Source organism: Ruegeria sp. ANG-S4 (assembly GCF_000814005.1).
In the GTDB taxonomy this organism is placed as follows: domain Bacteria; phylum Pseudomonadota; class Alphaproteobacteria; order Rhodobacterales; family Rhodobacteraceae; genus Ruegeria.
Window position 1 is genome coordinate 470918 of the sequence record NZ_JWLK01000002.1, and the last position, 16574, is coordinate 487491.

At 54.2% G+C, this 16574-nt stretch carries 20 protein-coding genes; 9 read left to right on the forward strand and 11 right to left on the reverse strand.

Annotated features, from left to right (window positions below):
* The first annotated feature begins 63 nt into the window (after positions 1 to 63).
* Complete coding sequence (locus RA28_RS09645; RefSeq protein ID WP_039527863.1) at positions 64 to 1227, forward strand: cytochrome P450; 1164 nt, start codon at positions 64 to 66, stop codon at positions 1225 to 1227.
* Positions 1228 to 1476: 249 nt separating this feature from the next.
* Here RA28_RS09645 and RA28_RS09650 read toward each other — a convergent pair whose 3' ends face one another.
* The 6 genes from RA28_RS09650 to RA28_RS09675 all read right to left on the reverse strand — a co-directional run bounded on the left by RA28_RS09650 (position 1477) and on the right by RA28_RS09675 (position 5369).
* Positions 1477 to 1911 (reverse strand): hypothetical protein, encoded by a 435-nt coding sequence (locus tag RA28_RS09650; RefSeq protein ID WP_039527260.1) that lies wholly within the window; start codon positions 1909 to 1911, stop codon positions 1477 to 1479.
* A 74-nt stretch (positions 1912 to 1985) separates the two neighbouring features.
* The gene (locus tag RA28_RS09655) at positions 1986 to 2771 is read right to left on the reverse strand and encodes an HD domain-containing protein (protein WP_039527263.1); all 786 of its coding nucleotides are present in this window, start codon (positions 2769 to 2771) and stop codon (positions 1986 to 1988) included.
* A gap of 150 nt (positions 2772 to 2921) precedes the next feature.
* Positions 2922 to 3422, reverse strand: coding sequence for a DUF6653 family protein (locus RA28_RS09660; RefSeq protein ID WP_039527266.1), 501 nt, complete (start codon positions 3420 to 3422; stop codon positions 2922 to 2924).
* A 36-nt stretch (positions 3423 to 3458) separates the two neighbouring features.
* Positions 3459 to 3887 carry a hypothetical protein gene (locus RA28_RS09665; RefSeq protein WP_039527268.1) on the reverse strand — a complete coding sequence of 143 codons (429 nt, stop codon included), beginning with the start codon at positions 3885 to 3887 and terminating at the stop codon, positions 3459 to 3461.
* A gap of 46 nt (positions 3888 to 3933) precedes the next feature.
* Entirely contained in the window at positions 3934 to 4869 is a 936-nt protein-coding gene (locus RA28_RS09670) for an NAD-dependent epimerase/dehydratase family protein (RefSeq protein WP_039527271.1), read from the reverse strand.
* Positions 4866 to 5369 (reverse strand): RrF2 family transcriptional regulator, encoded by a 504-nt coding sequence (locus RA28_RS09675; protein WP_039527274.1) that lies wholly within the window; start codon positions 5367 to 5369, stop codon positions 4866 to 4868. The genes RA28_RS09670 and RA28_RS09675 overlap by 4 nt, the downstream gene beginning before the upstream one ends.
* A gap of 230 nt (positions 5370 to 5599) precedes the next feature.
* On the opposite strand from RA28_RS09675, the gene RA28_RS09680 reads away from it, so the two are divergent.
* On the forward strand, positions 5600 to 6559 hold the full coding sequence (locus tag RA28_RS09680; RefSeq protein WP_039527277.1) for a GlxA family transcriptional regulator: 960 nt from the start codon (positions 5600 to 5602) through the stop codon (positions 6557 to 6559).
* A 65-nt stretch (positions 6560 to 6624) separates the two neighbouring features.
* Here RA28_RS09680 and RA28_RS09685 read toward each other — a convergent pair whose 3' ends face one another.
* Both RA28_RS09685 and RA28_RS09690 read right to left on the reverse strand, forming a co-directional pair.
* Positions 6625 to 7143, reverse strand: a complete 519-nt coding sequence (locus RA28_RS09685; RefSeq protein ID WP_039527280.1) for a MarR family winged helix-turn-helix transcriptional regulator — start codon at positions 7141 to 7143, stop codon at positions 6625 to 6627.
* A gap of 172 nt (positions 7144 to 7315) precedes the next feature.
* Positions 7316 to 7594: a winged helix-turn-helix transcriptional regulator gene (locus RA28_RS09690; protein ID WP_039527283.1), complete on the reverse strand. Its 279-nt coding sequence runs from the start codon at positions 7592 to 7594 to the stop codon at positions 7316 to 7318.
* Positions 7595 to 7719: 125 nt separating this feature from the next.
* Here RA28_RS09690 and RA28_RS09695 point away from each other — a divergent pair, with 125 nt between their 5' ends.
* From RA28_RS09695 to RA28_RS09710, 4 genes are all read left to right on the forward strand, one after another.
* Positions 7720 to 8640, forward strand: coding sequence for an SMP-30/gluconolactonase/LRE family protein (locus RA28_RS09695; protein WP_039527287.1), 921 nt, complete (start codon positions 7720 to 7722; stop codon positions 8638 to 8640).
* A gap of 375 nt (positions 8641 to 9015) precedes the next feature.
* Positions 9016 to 9513, forward strand: coding sequence for a COG4315 family predicted lipoprotein (locus RA28_RS09700; RefSeq protein WP_241481097.1), 498 nt, complete (start codon positions 9016 to 9018; stop codon positions 9511 to 9513).
* Between the two features lie 71 nt (positions 9514 to 9584).
* A complete protein-coding gene (locus RA28_RS09705) occupies positions 9585 to 10088 on the forward strand; it encodes a sigma-70 family RNA polymerase sigma factor (protein WP_039527290.1) in 504 nt (167 codons plus the stop codon).
* A complete protein-coding gene (locus RA28_RS09710; RefSeq protein ID WP_052261396.1) occupies positions 10085 to 10858 on the forward strand; it encodes an anti-sigma factor family protein in 774 nt (257 codons plus the stop codon). Before RA28_RS09705 ends, RA28_RS09710 begins: the two co-directional genes overlap by 4 nt.
* Positions 10859 to 10978: 120 nt before the next feature.
* Here the strand turns inward: RA28_RS09710 and RA28_RS09715 are convergent, their stop codons facing one another.
* Positions 10979 to 12160, reverse strand: coding sequence for an MFS transporter (locus RA28_RS09715; RefSeq protein WP_052261427.1), 1182 nt, complete (start codon positions 12158 to 12160; stop codon positions 10979 to 10981).
* Between the two features lie 77 nt (positions 12161 to 12237).
* Between RA28_RS09715 and RA28_RS09720 the strand changes: the two genes are divergently transcribed.
* Positions 12238 to 13200 (forward strand): GlxA family transcriptional regulator, encoded by a 963-nt coding sequence (locus RA28_RS09720; protein WP_039527293.1) that lies wholly within the window; start codon positions 12238 to 12240, stop codon positions 13198 to 13200.
* 70 nt (positions 13201 to 13270) lie between these two features.
* On the opposite strand, the gene RA28_RS09725 is transcribed toward RA28_RS09720, so the two are convergent.
* Positions 13271 to 13873, reverse strand: a complete 603-nt coding sequence (locus tag RA28_RS09725; protein ID WP_039527296.1) for a GntR family transcriptional regulator — start codon at positions 13871 to 13873, stop codon at positions 13271 to 13273.
* 59 nt (positions 13874 to 13932) lie between these two features.
* Here RA28_RS09725 and RA28_RS09730 point away from each other — a divergent pair, with 59 nt between their 5' ends.
* Together RA28_RS09730 and RA28_RS09735 are read left to right on the forward strand one after the other, a co-directional pair.
* Positions 13933 to 14403, forward strand: coding sequence for an OsmC family protein (locus tag RA28_RS09730; RefSeq protein WP_039527298.1), 471 nt, complete (start codon positions 13933 to 13935; stop codon positions 14401 to 14403).
* 214 nt (positions 14404 to 14617) lie between these two features.
* Entirely contained in the window at positions 14618 to 15577 is a 960-nt protein-coding gene (locus RA28_RS09735; RefSeq protein WP_039527301.1) for a GlxA family transcriptional regulator, read from the forward strand.
* Positions 15578 to 15642: 65 nt separating this feature from the next.
* Here RA28_RS09735 and RA28_RS09740 read toward each other — a convergent pair whose 3' ends face one another.
* Positions 15643 to 16560 (reverse strand): LysR family transcriptional regulator, encoded by a 918-nt coding sequence (locus tag RA28_RS09740; protein WP_039527303.1) that lies wholly within the window; start codon positions 16558 to 16560, stop codon positions 15643 to 15645.
* Positions 16561 to 16574: the final 14 nt, after the last annotated feature.

Sequence of the window (16574 nt, forward strand, 5' to 3'; positions counted from 1 at the left end):
GTCATGTCAACTTACCTCCTACATGCTGATAAACGCCTTGCGGCCGAAGAGAAGCAGACCTTTATGTCAAACGCACCGACTTACGAAATCGATCTGAAAGCATTTTGGCGCGACCCGTATCCTGATCTGAAAGCGATGCGCGAAACGGCTCCGATCGCTTACGTTCCGCAGCTTGGCGCGACACTCCTGACAAAACGTGATGACATCTTCGTCAACGAAAAGCTGATTGAATATTTTTCATCGGACCAACCCGAAGGGTTGATGACGGTCCTTATGGGCCAGAATCTTATGCGCAAGGACGGTGCCGCCCACATGGCCGAGCGCAAGGTGATATTTCCCGCGGTTTCGCCTAAGGCGGTGAAAACCGTCTGGAACGCAAAGTTTGAAGAACTGACCAAAGAGGTTTTACAACGCGTAAAACCGTCCGGTCGTGCCGACATGGTTCGCGACATTGCAATGCCAATCTCGGGCGAGGCGCTGAAGGCGATCACCGGTTTGACCAACATGAAGTGGCAGGAAATGGATCGTGTCAGTCAGGGAATGATTGATGGATGCGCGAACTACGCAGGTGACCCGGATGTCGAAGCGCGCTGCCATGATTGCACCGCATCAATCGACCGCCACATTGATGAGATGGTTCCGATACTGAGCGAAACCCCGGATATGTCGCTGCTTTCCGTGCAGCTTCAGGCAGGTTTGTCGCCCGAACAGTACCGCGCCAATGTCAAACTGGCGATCTCAGGCGGTCAAAACGAACCGCGTGATGTGATTGCCGGGCTGATTTGGACGATGCTGACCCATCCCGATCAGTACGACCTGATCAAATCTGGTCAGTTCACCTGGCTGAACGCGTTCGAAGAATACTCCCGCTGGATGTCCCCAGTCGGGATGTCCCCGCGTCGCATGACTCAAACATACGCCGTCAACGATGTCACATTTGATCCGGATGACCGTGTTTTCCTGATGTTCGGCTCTGGCAATCGTGACGCTGATATATTCGAAAAACCTGACGAATTCGACATGAATCAGGATTGCAGCGCGTCTATCGCCTTTGGTGCCGGTCCGCACTTTTGTGCCGGTGCCTGGGCCGCGCGCAGCCTAATAGCTGATTTCGCTATGCCACTGATCTTTTCTGAACTCACCGGACTTCACATCGATGGTCCGGTCGAGTTCGGAGGTTGGGCGTTCCGCGGGCCTCTTGCTCTCCCCGTGGCCTGGGACGCCTGACATGTGGTCATCGACATATTCGAAATGAGCTTAAAGCGCTCGGAACGAAACGGACGGCCTGAGGTTTCCTCCATTCACCAGGTCTGCCCACCCGTTTCAGTTCCGGGCGCGCATTTCTCAATACAAGCGCGATTCAATAAGGAATGCTTTTGCATTGAACGGCAAACTGGGCGGTTCCAAGTGCGGCTGCTGTGCTATCAGCGCGTTCGTTTGGACCCTGCCACATCCGCGTCTGCCGCCACTATCGCGTTACCCGGATCGTCTCTCTTCCTTCCAGATAAAGAACAGCGGCACCGCGAACATCATCAGAAAAAGCAGGTTGAAAAACGCATTAGCGGGCGCACCAGCCAGAACAGAACCTGTGGAATCCGTGACGTACCAGCAGGCCAGACTTATCGTCAAAAACCGCAACAGGGCCGAACGATCCCGGACCCCGAAGTAACTCACAACGCTGTACAGAAGGCTGCCCCAGCCGACCATTACGCCCCCTGTCACAGCAGCGAGAAGCCGTGACGTGGCGCTGTCCACGGCTTGTACATCGTCGAGCGGCCAAAACACCAAATCAGCCAGTAAGTCAGCCGGGGCCGCCAGGCCTGGCGCCGCGCCAGACAGGATCAGCAAGCCGAAACCGACCGTTGCCAGCGCGGCAAGCTTCAGGAGTGTGACGGATTGATCGACGGTCATTTCAAAGATTCCGAAAATTGAGACGAAAGGAAGAATGAGATGATTCAGGGCTTAAGTTGCGTCTGGCCTGCTCATTACAGATGCCCATGACATTTCATTTGATGGTCGTTGAGCGGATTCTTGTTGGCGAGCTTGGAAAATCCAACTCGTCCAAGCATGGTCGCTCGGGTCAGCGGGTTGTGCGGCGTCTCGATATGGTCCTGAATGTCGGCAACAAATCCATCGCGCGGGAAACGTTTTATGACCGAGTCGATCGTCCGCGGCGAAAGCCTGCGATAATGAGCACCCACAACATCTAGATGCGCGCCATGTGCCAACATCTGCGCCTCGGCAAAGTGATCCTTTGCACGAACATCCAGGTTGAGGTGCAGGCTTATCGTTTCAAAAACCCTTTCGCATTTTTCTTCGCTCCACCCCTCGCCCCTGACGAACTCCCGAGCCTGTTTGGCGCCGGTCACGGCAAAGCAGGCGCACATGGCCTTTTGAATATGCGGTTCGACCAATCCCAGATCATGCAAGACGCTCGACACGTAGAAGAGTTCCGGATCGAACTTTAGACCGGCGTGTTTGCCGAGCAGATATCCCCACACATATGTCCGAACGCAATGAGAATGCAGCGGGGCGCTGGACACGTCGCGCACAAGTTCGTCTGCTTTACGGGCAATGGCGGAGTCCGGGATGACGATTTCGTCTACGTCAAACTGCAGGGGCTTTTTCCCGATTATTCCTTTGGCGGCCAACCAGGCACCCGCCTCTTTCAGTTGAAGCGTCACCAGCTGTTTGTGCAGACCCAGATACTGTCCCCACGTCAGAATACCATCCGACTTATACGCCCATGACGCTGTCCCGACCGTGCTCATGCCACCTGCTCCACCTGTTGCTTACTTTGCGCAACTGGCTTTGCATTTTGGCCCCGCCACAACAATTGCAGCGCCCGAATTTGACAGAGAAAACTGACGATATGGCTGTTTTTGCGTTTTTTAACATTCTTAGCCAAAACGACCGCTTATCTAGGACACCGAGAAATTATCAAAGTCTCGACCCGCGCTGTCGCCATCTCGGTAAATCCAAACCATTCTGTCGAAGGTCCAAGTCTTGAACGTGACAGCCAGAATGAGGCTGAACACCGTGGTCGGCACGCTGAGTTCCCATAGACCCCAAGCCAGCAACAAGGTGAACACGCCGGTTAAAGCAGAAAGGACGTAGACGAAAACGGCGTGTTCTTTGGCGACCGTGGCGTTTGTCCGATTCAAAAAGATCCGCTCGCCCCAAACCCCCTGCGAAGCCCACCCCTCGATTTTAGAGACCGGTGGAAAGGCCCGTGGGTTGAACCAGTTCCAAAACAAAGCCAGTGCAACCACAAGCCAGGCCCAGGGGCCGATCCAATCCCGCGACCAAATCGCCAAACTCAGCAATGGCAGCACGGTGAAACGGGAATAGACACTGAACGGGTTTGCGTGGCGACGCCAAACCGCATCCGTCATCATCATGGAACGTTCAAATAGCCTCATAGATACCACCCAAGAAAACGCGAACCCTGCCCGAACTTAGCGCGGGTCTGTTGCCATGCGCCGCTCGCCTTTTATGGGGATTTGACCGAAAAAGAAAAAACAGGTTTCCGCGACAATAAAGGACCCATGCATGTAGATCGCGGCGGTCGGGATTCCGTTGTCGACCATCCAATTCCAGAACATCAGGGTCAGCACAAACGCCGGCAAATGGGCCAGCACACCGCACAAATGCCATAAGCGCAAGCTCCGGGTGCGCATCGTAGCGCCCCACATCGACAACCCGATGACCGCAATCAGGATATACGCCTGCATAAGCCCCACATAGCCAGCAACATCTTGCCCCAGCACAGCCAACGGCCCCGCCGCTTTGAGATGCCCGATGGTTGCGGCAATCGACATTGCACACCCGAGAATGATGACAAAGGTTCCGTGGAACCTCAGGAAAACAACGCTTTTGCTGAACACTATCTGCGCTCCTTGAAATGAATGGATGCGGTTCTGACTGCGTCAGCTACGCCTCGAAAGTGCGCTGAAGGATCTTCCATCCTTCCCGTTGCGAAGGAACCTGAGGGGCCCAGCCTGTTAGACTCTTGAACCGCGACGCGTCCACGCGTTGGCTTCGACCCATCATTTCCCGCAGCTCCGGCGTCAATAAGAACCGAAGCATAAAGCGCGGAAGCGACCGGATCTTTGCGCGCCCAACAGCCTCGGCCAACGCCGTTATGGACAGTGCGATGGTAAGTGGTTCGTCTTCTACAACGTCGTAAACACCACCATCGTTCAGCTTCAACGCCGCGATAACTGCGTTTGCTGCATCGTCGATCCAAATCATTGACTTGTATGCCTGCCGTTGTGCCAGAGGCAGGGCCAATCCCTTGCGCGCGAACTTGATGACATCCGCACTGTCGCGGGACGACGGACCGTAAAAGATACCGAACCGCAACGAAACGCCAACCCGGGATGCATCGCTTTGATCGAAATCCGCAACAGAACGCTCCGCATCCAAAGTCGAGTGTAATATTCCGACTGGCGTAGATTTGGCTGACCCGGCATCCACCCGATTTGACCCATGGTCCGAATACATGAAACAGACACTTGGATAGACAAAGGTATTGACTGAGGCGGTCTCCGTGGCGGCCTCGACAAGGGCCGCGGTGGCATCTGTTCTCAGCCTGTCATTCTGGCGCCATGCATCCGCTTTTTTTATGTCGGGCGTTTTGGGGATACTTGTCGCCAAATGAAGCACCGCCTGGCATCCGTCCAAATGCGGCTTCACCTGTTCGCTATGAAACAGATCGCATGTCACTGGGTCGGCACCCATGGGCTGCAACGCTGCTACAGCGTTCTCGGACCGCGCATGCGCCAACACGGTGTGCCCCTCATCGATCAGCGACTTTACGACAGGACGACCAAGAACGCCCGTCGCGCCGGTTACAAAGACTTTCATTTCCTGCTTTCCCTCATGTTTTCGCCTATCCAAGCCGCACCAAGGGCAACGATCCGACGGTCGGCCGAGGCGATAAAACTCTGAAGTTGATCACTGATCAGTTCTTTAGAGAGCGCCGTCCTCCAAGCTGCTTCCGCACGATGCATGGCGCTGCTGATCCCGCAGGGTTTTACGTAGGCCTTTGGATCCTCTATCGCGCATGGCCCGTTTCGACGGATGTTTGTGCATCGAAACAAAGGCGATTTACCCTCGATGGCCTCAACAATATCCAGCATCGAGATTTCTTCCGGCGGGCGTGCCATGCTGAATCCGCCGTATGGACCCGTGCTGGATTCAAGGATCTTGGCCCGAACCAAGGCATTCAGGTGTTTTGCAAGATAGCTTTCAGACAGGTCGTGAAAGGCCGCCAACGCTTTGCCGGACAATCGCCCGCCAGAAGGCAGGGCCGCCAGCAACAACGTCGTGTGGGCCGCCCATTCTATTCCGTCGCTCAGTTTCAAAGGATCGCTCCCTCCATTGGGCTCCTATTGCTGATACTAAATATCCATGATAGGTAATATCTTCAATAGAGGAAAACCCGACTGTTGTGTGGTTTGCTCTTAATGTATTGGTTTCATGGAATTATCCGTCCACTCACCTGGATAATTCTCATAACCTCGTTCACAAAAAAGGAAAAATCGATGAACTGTGTTCGCTGTTTGTGCGGTTTTTTTGTTTATCGAGTGAAACTATGAAACGAGTTGCTTTTGTCTGCCTCGAGCCCTTTAAGCTGCTCGACCTTGTTGGACCGCTACAAGTGTTTTCCGACGCCAACGCGTATCTTCCGGAAGACGAAAAATATGAAACCATTGTCCTGTCTTCCGAGGCTGGCGCAAAGCTTACCGACACGGTTTTGTCGCCGGATACGCAAGCGCTCAGCGAAGCGCCGGACATTCCCTTCGACACGACTTTGGTAATTGGAAACGAGAATTCCGGTCGCAGTATCGAAGACAGGAAAACCGTTACGTCCGCTGCCCAGAACTCAAAGAGGGTTGGCTCTGTCTGCATTGGGGCCTTCGCGCTTGCTCGGGTGAACATGTTGAACGGGCTAAGGGCGGTCACACATTGGAAATACTGTGATCTGTTGGCCCAGTCCTTTCCTGAAATTAGGGTTGAGAAGGACCCCATCTATATCCGGGAAGGTGCCATCTGGACGTCTGGTGGCGTCACGTCAGCGATAGATATGGCGCTGGCCATGGTCGCCGAGGATCATGGACGCAAAGTCGCCCTGGATGTCGCGCGTGAAATGGTCGTCTACATGATGCGGCCCGGTGGGCAGAGCCAATTCTCGACATCGCTCAAGAACCAGCTGTCTGAGGCGGATGGACAATTCCGCGAGTTGGCGTCCTGGATTCGCGAAAACGTCACCTTGGATCTGACGGTCGACACATTGGCGAAGCACTGCAGGATGAGTTCGCGCACCTTCACAAGAAGGTTTCACGCCTCATTCCGATGCACGCCGGCCAAATTCGTCGAGATGTGCAGGCTGGAAGCGGCCAAGGACCTTCTTGAAGAAACAGAAATGCCGATCAAGACCATTGCGGCAAAAAGTGGGTTCTTGGAAGCGGAACGTCTGAGGCGAAGCTTTTACCGGAACTTGGGCATATCTCCGGTCGATTACCGCAAGCGTTTTTCCGTGATGGAGCATTAGCAAATTAGAAGCTGCGTCACCGTCCCTAAGACAGACGTCAGCTTCTAACAATCCTCTAAGTCAAACTAGCTGAGGCTTTCCTTGGCCATGTTATCCATGAACAATTGGAGCAACCTGTTGAAGTCCTGAATGTCTTGCTCGGAAAATCCGTCAAGCATGACCCTGAGCCGTGCCAACGCCACCTCAAGGATTTCGTCGTGCAGCGCCATACCCTTTTTGCTGAGAAACCACTTTTTTCGGCGTTCATCCGATTCAAGGCTCTCGTACTCCACCAAATTTTTGGCTTCCAAACGCGCAAGACTTCGGCTGATGGCACCTTTGTCAATGCCAATGGCCGCAGACGCCCTGGCCGCGCTGCATCCCGGCTCGCGCACAAGCATAACCAGCATGCGCCAGTCCATCGCCCCGATACCATAATCCTTCATGTAAACCCGGGCCGAACTGCGCGTGAAGCGGTTTGCCGCGAAGGTCAAAAGCACCGAAGGCGTTCTGGAAAAACTGAGTGTCTTGTGCCTTTGCCCATCCGGATGTCCGTCAACGTCCACCAAGAACATTGAGTCAGGAAATTGGGTTTTCTGATCCATCCGTGGTCCTTGCGATCTGATCGGTGATGTTCAATTGACAAGACAACACGGCAAAGTGTCAATCCGCTTTGCTTTGCCAGAGACGTCGGCATGGTTCCGTATGAATTTGAGCCGGAGCAAACGTGCCTTTGATCACTAAGCGATCCGATTACCGCAACATTGTGGCGGTCCGTCACAAGTTCGAAAGGTGCCTTGCCCAGTCTTTGCTGAACTCCCCCAGAGGTCGCAAACGCTCATAAAGGTCGCGCCCCAGTTCGGTCGTGGCATAACCGCCTTCGGCCCGGTGGACAAAACCAGCGACCTGCAGCTCTTTGAGCCGTTTGTTCAAGGTGGCGGGCGAGATCGTTTCACACTCGTCCTGCAACCTGCGGAACGTGGAAGGGCCGATTTCATTCAGCGTCCAAAGCACGCCCATGGCCCAATGCCGGCCAAGAAGATCAAACAGCGCCATGATCGGCGCACCGCTTTGCGAGCCTCGGACTGGACGACCTGGCGTCGGTATATTGGTCACTTGCTATGCTTTCTGTAGCGCATTAATGTCCGCGTGAATATAAAGCGCAATTGGAGCGGCTGCCAATGATCAAGACAGACAATTATGAAATCCGCGACGAGCGGTTCAAGCGAAGTGTCAAACTTGACGAGCCGATCGAACAGCTGTGGACGGGCGGAAAATGGACGGAAGGCCCGGTTTACAGCGCGATGTTTCGATGCTTGATCTGGAGCGATATCCCAAATGACCGCCGCCTGCGATGGGATGAGTTGAGCGATGCAGTTGCCGATATTCGAAGTGGGCTTGGGTGCTATACGAATGGCGCGACGCTGGACCGGCAAGGGCGGATCGTAGCGTGCGAACACGGTACACGCAGCGTTACGCGGATCGAATACGACGGCTCTGTCACCACACTTGCGAGTCATTTCAATGGAAAACGGTTCAACAGTCCAAACGACGTGGTGGTGAAATCAGATGGCACCATCTGGTTCACCGACCCCGCCTACGGCATCGAGTCCGACTATGAAGGGTTTCAGGCCGAGCCAGAAATTGACGGAGAGCACGTCTATTGCCTGGACCCTGCTGATGGTCAAATTTCGCAGGTTACAACAGATTTTGCCTGTCCGAACGGGCTCGCGTTTTCGTTGGATGAAAAGACCCTTTACATCGCCGATAGCGGTGGCACCCGATACCCCAGCGGTGAGCATCACATTCGGGCCTTCTCGGTTCTTGATAATGGCGAACTGACCGGCGGTGAAGTGTTCGCCGAATGCGAGGCCGGAGTGTTCGACGGGTTCCGCCTGGATACGCAAGGACGTATATGGACAAGCGCGCGGGACGGTGTGCATTGCTACCACCCAGATGGCACCTTGCTTGGCAAGATTTTTGTACCCGAAGAAGTGTCAAACCTTTGTTTCGGCGGGCTCAAGCGCAACCGGTTGTTCATCACCGCATCGACCAGCGTATACTCGGTGCTTTTACCGACGACAGGTGCGCGTCTGCACTGACGACAAAAGACGAAGCAGCCCGACCCTGCGTGGTCAGCATGAACTGACAAGGTGCAAGGCCGGGCTCCACAAGCTTCGTCCGTGAGTTACGATCGTGCAACGTGAGGAGAGACGCCACGACCTCGAAATCGGTAGCACATCGTCAAAGAGCTAAGAAATTGACCCGCAAGCAATTCTGGCCATAACCCACGCAAATGCGGCCAATCCGGACGCCGCACGGTTGTCCCGGACAACCGTTATGCTGATGCGCCTCGGCAAGCTCCGACATCGTTTCGTGACGCAATCGTAATCATACATCGTGAATTATCGCCCCAGATTTGTCCGAAAATTCACAACGACAGCAGGCCTATCACGGCCCTGTTCACTGATCCGAAAATGCGAGTCTCCAAAAGAATCAAAAAAAGTTTCGAACGGCAGGGAATAAACCCGACGCCTCAACTGTATTTGTTGTGTCTGCGCTGTTGCAGATCGCAAATCGAAGGAATTGAAATGTTCAAAACGAATACTCTTACTGCGGCTGTTGCAGCTGCCGTATTGGCGGCAACTGGTGCATTCGCTGGCGCACCCGCTGTCACTGGTCAGTTTGATAACGTGACCTATCTGATGAACGCCGAAAAAATGACCCTTTATACATTTGATAAAGACGAAAAAGACAAATCCAACTGCTACGGCGATTGCGCAACGAAATGGCCGCCGCTGACCGCCGACGACAGCGTTGAACTGAGCAAAGGCTATTCCCTGATCGAGCGCACCGATGGCACCAAGCAGGTCGCTTACAAAGGCCAGCCTCTGTACCTGTGGTTCAAAGATCAAAAACCAGGCGACATGACCGGTGATGGCGTTAAGGACGTTTGGCACGTCGCCAAACCCTAACCGCAAAAGCGTTTCAGGGTACGGTGCCTTTTCCGGCGCCGTACCTGCACCGGTTCCGCTGGATTTGGACGATGTCTGGTTTCAATACCCAATTAAACGATGCTCTGCCGGATCTATGGCGGTATGCGTTTTCGTTGACCCGAAATTCCGCGTCTGCGGATGATCTGGTTCAGGACTGTGTAGAACGCGCACTCAGAAAGCGGTGGCTTTGGCTTTCATCCAAGCCCCTGAAACCTTGGCTGGCGCGGATAATGCTCAATATCTATCGCAACCAGATGAAAGCGAATGAAACGCGCAGCTATGTGCAGTATGATGAAACCCTGCACCTGTCGTGTCCTTCAAATCCGGAAGATCGGGTGGAATTGACCGAACTTCTAAAAAACATAGACAATTTGCCCAACGATCAGAAAGAAGCGCTGTTGGCCGTCACCGTCGGTGGAATGGATTACAAAGAAGCGTCGGACGCGCTGTGCATCCCGATTGGTACGCTGATGTCCCGGATATCGCGTGCGCGGGCGAAACTTCGAGTGCGCGACAAACCTCTTCACAAGCCAAATATCAGGAGTGTGAAATGAGTTCTCCGAAATCGACACAAGAATTACTCAGCGCCTACGCGGATGGTCAGCTCTCGAACGAAGATGCAAAGCGCGTCGACGAAATTGTAAGCAAAGACCCGGCATTGCGTGAGGAACTAAACAGGCTTCTGCGACAAAACCAGATGTTGAAGGACGCATTTCCCGCCCCCTCGCGTGATCGGCTGAACAAGCTTGTCGCTGACGCCAAGCAAGGGCGCAGCCGTCATCGGCCCATGATCACCAACGTTGCCGCATCCCTTGCTCTGATCGCAGCCGGAACCGGGCTTGGATATGGGTTGGCGTCCAAGGGTCCCATGTCAGAGGTTCACGCCCTGCGCAGCGAGATTGAACGACTAAGCCAAAGCGCCATGGCCGCACACGCCTTGTACAGCGTCGAGGTTGTGCACCCGGTCGAGGTGTCCGTTCGTGAGAAAGACCATCTGTTGGGATGGCTTTCCAATCGGCTCGGCGCACCTGTTGAGGCACCGAACTTGTCAGAAGAGGGGTACAATCTGATCGGTGGCCGCCTGCTGCCGTTCGGAGCCCAACCCGCTGCGCAATTCATGTACGAAGACGCGTCCGGGCATCGGCTGACGTTCTTTGCCACTGTTTCGGCCAACCCCCGAAGTTCTTCCTTTCGGTTCGGGTCCGACGGAGATTTGGAATCCGTCAGTTGGGGCGACAAGTCCTGGAACTATACGCTTGTCGGGGATCTGGACCGCGAAGCGTTGAAGCACATAGCGCTCAAACTGCACGGGCAGATAACCTGAGGACAGCTGCTCGGAACGTTAGGTCATGCAATTCTGCCGGGCGTGTTGCGTGTGTCAGCGTTTCGACTGTGCGGATTGCCGAGAGAAAGACGCATTCTCTCTCTCGGCAAGTGTGATTGCTCAGGTCCGGCCACCAACCAGTTGCCTTTTGAGCCCCATTACGGACATTCCCGCGAATACGACAAGCGCGACCGCCGCCGACACGAGAACCAGCCACTGCCATCCAATGCCGACAAAGGCGATCCCGGAAATCAAGGAAGCCGATGACGCCGATATCGCAAGCAGCGTGTCATTTGCACCTTGGACCACTGGCTTGTTTTCATCCGATACCGCCGCTTGAAGCATGTGAGTTGCGCTAACAAACCCAAAGTTCCAGCCAACTCCCAACAGAATAAGCGCGACATAAAAGTTAACCAAGTCCAGGCTCAGCGCGGCCATCCCGGCCGACACAGCCATAAGGAACATGCCTATAGTCGCCGTTTGAAGGGCACCAATGCGTGAGATGACGGTCCCGGTAAAGAAGCCCGGCGCGAACATCGCGATGACGTGCCAGCGGATTACATCTGCGGCCTGGGTCTCGGCAAAGCCGCACCAAATCATGGCCAAAGGCGTGGGCGTCATGAGGAGAACCATCATAGCCTGGGAAAGGGCCCCGATTGCAATGGCAGCCCGCACTTCGGCGCTGTCTTTCAATACGCTGAACAAGTTTGCGCGCTTGGCTTTACGCCCGGCAGAGTTGGGAGTGCTCAGCTTGAGCGGCAGAATCGGAAGCGCGCCAACCAATGCCAGTCCGCAAATTGCCAGGTAGGCACCGGTGAACGGAATCGGTCCATACGCATCTTTCGAGATCGAAAAGAGTTCGGGGCCAATGATCGCCGCCACCAGTCCGGACGCCAATGTAAAAGAAATAGCCTGCGGGCGGTACTTTTCGACAACGGCTTCTGCTGCGGCGAAACGGAAATAGTTGATACAGACCAAAGCCACACCGAACAGAAAATGCGCGACGCAAAGCAAGACAAAGCTGTGGTAGAGCAATGAAACCACGGCAAGAAAACCCCCGGCGCCCAGGGTCAATGCACCCAGTAGAAACCCGGCGCGTCTTCCGAAACGTCCCATAAACAGCGAGATTGGCGAAGCCACAAGGATACCAGCCAGCATTTGTACGGACGGGGGCACCGTCACGAACCATTCCTGAGGCGCCAGGAACGCCCCCGCCAATCCACCGAGGATGATCAGCATTGGCATTGCCGATCCCAGAATGACGTTCCCGATCAGGATGAAAACAAAGTTACGCGTGAGCATTTTGGGCACCATTGGATTTCGTTCCGCGCACATTAACCACTTGGCGAACTGTCCTGAATGACATATTATAGTCAATTATGGACAAAATTAGAACCATAGCGGTGCTTCTGTTTAACGGAGTAAACATCCTGGATGTTGCCGGGCCAATACAGGCTTTCAAGACAGCAAACCGGTTTGGTCGAGATCTGTATTCACTGAGTTTTGTCTCGACTGACGGGACACCGAGAGAGGCTTGTTGCGGCCTTCGACTTGAAACCGACCATATCTGTGAAGACGACGAGTTGGATGATCTGATTGTCCCGGGTGGCGACGGGGTCGATGCGGCAATGGGCGATCCGGATATCCAACACTTGGTAAAAAATTGGATTGCACAAAGGAAGGGTCGCAGGGTGATCTCTGTCTGTTCCGGCGCTTTGATTTTGGCGAACGCCGGCGTGCTGAACGGCAAATCGGCTACGACACACTGGCGCCGAAGCGAGCTTGTCGTACGAAAGTTCCCGGACGTAAATTGGGCTGTCAACGAGATCTACCGTATTGACGGCGACATCTATACGTCGGCTGGCGTCACATCTGGAATTGATTTGGCGCTGGAAATCATCCGGCGCGACAACGGTCCCGAACTGGCGCTTTCGGTTGCAAGGGAACTTGTTGTCTATTTCAAGCGAAGCGGGGGGCAAAACCAGTTCGCCGAGGTGCTTGAAGCACAGTTCGTAAATGACCCGGCCATCGCCCGCCTCATGGCGGCTTTTCAGCAAAACCCCGGTACGGATTGGAGCCTGGAAAGCATGTCGGATGTTGCCGGCCTGACGCCCCGCACGCTTTCCAGACGTTGCGTCGAAAAAGTTGGATTTACGCCCGCCAAAACACTGGAACGCTTCAGGCTGAAGTTGGCCAAAATCGCATTGGAAAACGGCGTTGATGTTCCACGATCAATTGAGATTTCGGGATTTTCGGACTTCCAGATGATGCAGCGTGCGTTCAAGCGCCATTTAGGTACAACTGTGGGTGAGTACAGAAACAAGTTTGCGGATGTGCATTAGACAGTCCGGAGCATTGCACACCAAACAAGGTGAATCTCATAGCCGACCAGCTTTCGCACAGACCTAAGTATTATCTGGCCAACAAATGATCGCGGGCTTCGAGAATATGCCGCTCAAGTATCGTGCGAGCCTCATTGGCTTCGCCGTTTGAGTAGGCCTGCAGTAATGCCTTGTGATCCGCTATCCATTTGTCGGTATTGTCCGCAAGGTTGCCGTATCCACCCGCATATAAACTGCAACCAGCTCTAAGCTCCTTGGTGATGGCAACCTGCCGAGCCCGGCTTGCCGGTTCGTACAACGTGTGATGAAAAAGCCAATCACCGCTTTGCCAACCCGGCCGCCCAGCCTCCAACGACGACTTTTGAAAGGCATACTCTGCTTCGCGAACGGCTGACGCGTTCAGGTTCTCCATCGCTCTTGTCAACAGATCGCATTCCAAATGCAGGCGGAGGTCGAACAGTTCGTTCAAGTCATCGGCAGTCACCGATACAACTTTCGCACCTTTGCCGGGAACGACCTCAACAAGCTTCTCGGATGCAAGGATTTGCAACGCATCACGCACCGGAATGCGACTGACCCCAAAAGTCTTCGCCAATTCCGATTGCGACAAGGATGCCCCCGGATCGAACCTGCCTTCCAAAAGAGCATTTCGAATTTTGTCTACAAGTTCCATTTGATCTCTCAAAAATGATGTGTATACATGTATACGATCTTGGATATTGAGGCAAGTCTATGGAACATGAGTACGCGTCGCGAGTCGTCTGGACAGGAAATCGGGGAACAGGCACGTCTGCCTATAAGGCTTACGACAGAACTTGGGATATCGCGGTTCCCGACAAAGAAGTCGTGCACTGCTCGAACGACCCTTTGCTGGGCGGAGATCCCACAAAGCTGAACCCTGAAGATCTGCTTTTGTCGTCTCTGTCGGCTTGTCATATGTTGTGGTACCTGCATTTTTCTTCTGCAGAAGGCATTGCCGTATCCGATTATGCTGACTCGGCCATAGGCATTGGTGCGGTTGCTGCTGGCGGGGCCGGCTCTTTCAAATCGGCTGTATTACGTCCGCACATCAAGGTTCCAGAGGGTACCGATCTGACGCTCGCCGCTGAACTTCACAACAAGATTCACGAAGTTTGTTTCATTGCGCGATCGGTCAACTTCCCGGTCAGTTATGAACCAACCTTTGAGGTTGTGAGCGCCTGAATAATGGCATCATCTCGCATCTGGGGTGGTGCCAGCGTTTTGCCTGTCGGTGAAACTCGCCGCAATTGACTGATATCGCAGCCGGAAAAACGAGCTGGCTGCAACGTCCTTCATGCGGCGGCAGAGCATACGCGCAAGACTTTCCAAAAATGGAAACCCATTTCTCACTAACTGTCTTTGACGAGAATTCATTCGATAGAAGATAAGACGCAGGATGAAGAGAGTCGTTTTTGTCTGCTTGGAGCCAATCAAGCTTCTTGATTTGGCTGGCCCGTTGCAGGTGTTCTCGGACGCAAGCGATCACCTGCCGCACCAAGACAGGTATGAGCCGGTTGTCGTTTCCACAAATGCCGGTGCGACCCTGACAGACACCGTGCTTTCACCAGAAATGCGGGCCGTCACTGACCTGCCGCATGGGACAGTGGACACAACTATTTTTGTCGGCAATCCGAAATCCGGCAGCGCCTTGGGCGAAAGAAAGACCGTCGTTCAGGCAATCGAGCGATCCAGGCGCGTTGCGTCCGTTTGTACCGCCGCCTTCGCCCTTGCCAGAGTCGGGGCGCTGAACGGAAAGCGCGCAGTAACCCACTGGAAATATCATGACCAGTTTTCCGATTGCTTTCCAGACGTTACCGTCGAAAAGGACCCGATTTTTGTACGCGACGGGAACATTTGGACATCCGGCGGCGCAACATCGGCAATCGACATGTCTTTGGCGATGATCGCTGAAGACCACGGGCGAAAAATTGCGTTGAACGTAGCCCGCGAGTTGATCGTCTACATGATACGCCCCGGAAGTCAGAGGCAGTTTTCAGCCCCTCTGGAAAGCCAGGCTGTCGAGTCAAATGGTGACTTTAGCGACCTACCCGGCTGGATCCGCGAAAACATCGCGCAAGACATGACCATCGAAACACTTTCCAAGCGGTGCAGGATGAGCCCCCGCACTTTCGCCAGAAAATTCCGCGTCGCATTTGCCTGCTCTCCGGCCAAATATGTCGAAAACTGCAGGTTCGAAGTCGCCCGGGAGTTGCTGGAAGGCACCGATCTTCCGTTGAAATCCATTGCTGTCAAAAGCGGCTTTCTGGATGGTGAAAAACTAAGACGGAGTTTTCAGCGAAAGCTCGGAATCAACCCGGCTGAGTACCGAAAAAGGTTCTCGATCGCTGAGGTCTAGCTCTTTTGCGATGAGCGGCATACTGGCCGCAACTTGATCAAGAACCACCAAAAAACAGCTTATTTTTAGGGCGATCGATCTGCGACTGTGTCCTGCCGTCCTTCCAGACGTGCCTTGTTCTTTGCAAAAAGCTCGACCAAAAAGTCAGCCACCACGCGCACACGCAATGATCCAGACAGGTCGCGGTGAATGACCAGCCAAATCTCTTGCTCGACAAGGTCGCCTTCAAATTCGACGCGCAGCAAATCCGGGTGCATATCGCCCAAAAAACAGGGCAGAATTGCAAGGCCAAACCCAGCGCGCGCTGCCGCGACCTGGCTGTAAAGGCTGTGCGTCACCAGCGCCGGGGGTCGACCCGCCAAAACACGTTGCAGCCATTGCGCCATGGGCAGGTGATTGTAGTCCTCGGACCATACAATGAAGTCGCACAGTTCAAGGTTCTCTTCCAGCGACCCGCCGGGAAGCGAAGGCTTGTAGGACGCGGAGCAATATAAACCGAATCTCATCACGCCCAGTTTGCGAATGTTCACGTTCCCCTGCTCGGGCCGGTGAAGCCTGACCGCGATGTCCGCCTCGCGCTTCGTCAGGCTGACGCTGCCCACACCTGTCGAAAGCTCGATCACGATGCCCGGATGCTTGGAATGGAATTCATTCAGTTCGGGAATAATCAGAAAATTCGCAAAATTTTCCGCAGTTGCAATGCGAACCTGCCCGATTGCGCTGTTGGACCGCCCGGCAATATTGAGCTCCAAATCGAAAACGGATGCCTCCACCGACTCGGCGTAGGACAGAAGATCCGCACCATCATCGGTCAGCAGGTAACCTGTTTGATGATGCGAAAACAAAGGGATTTCCAGATCGTGCTCGAGTTGAAGCAATCGCCGGCGTACGGTTGATGCACTCACTCTGAGCTCGTGCGATGCCGCCGTCAGGCTTCCCAATCTCGCAACGGATAGAAAATATCGAAGGTCGTCCCACTCCATGTTTTCTATTATCG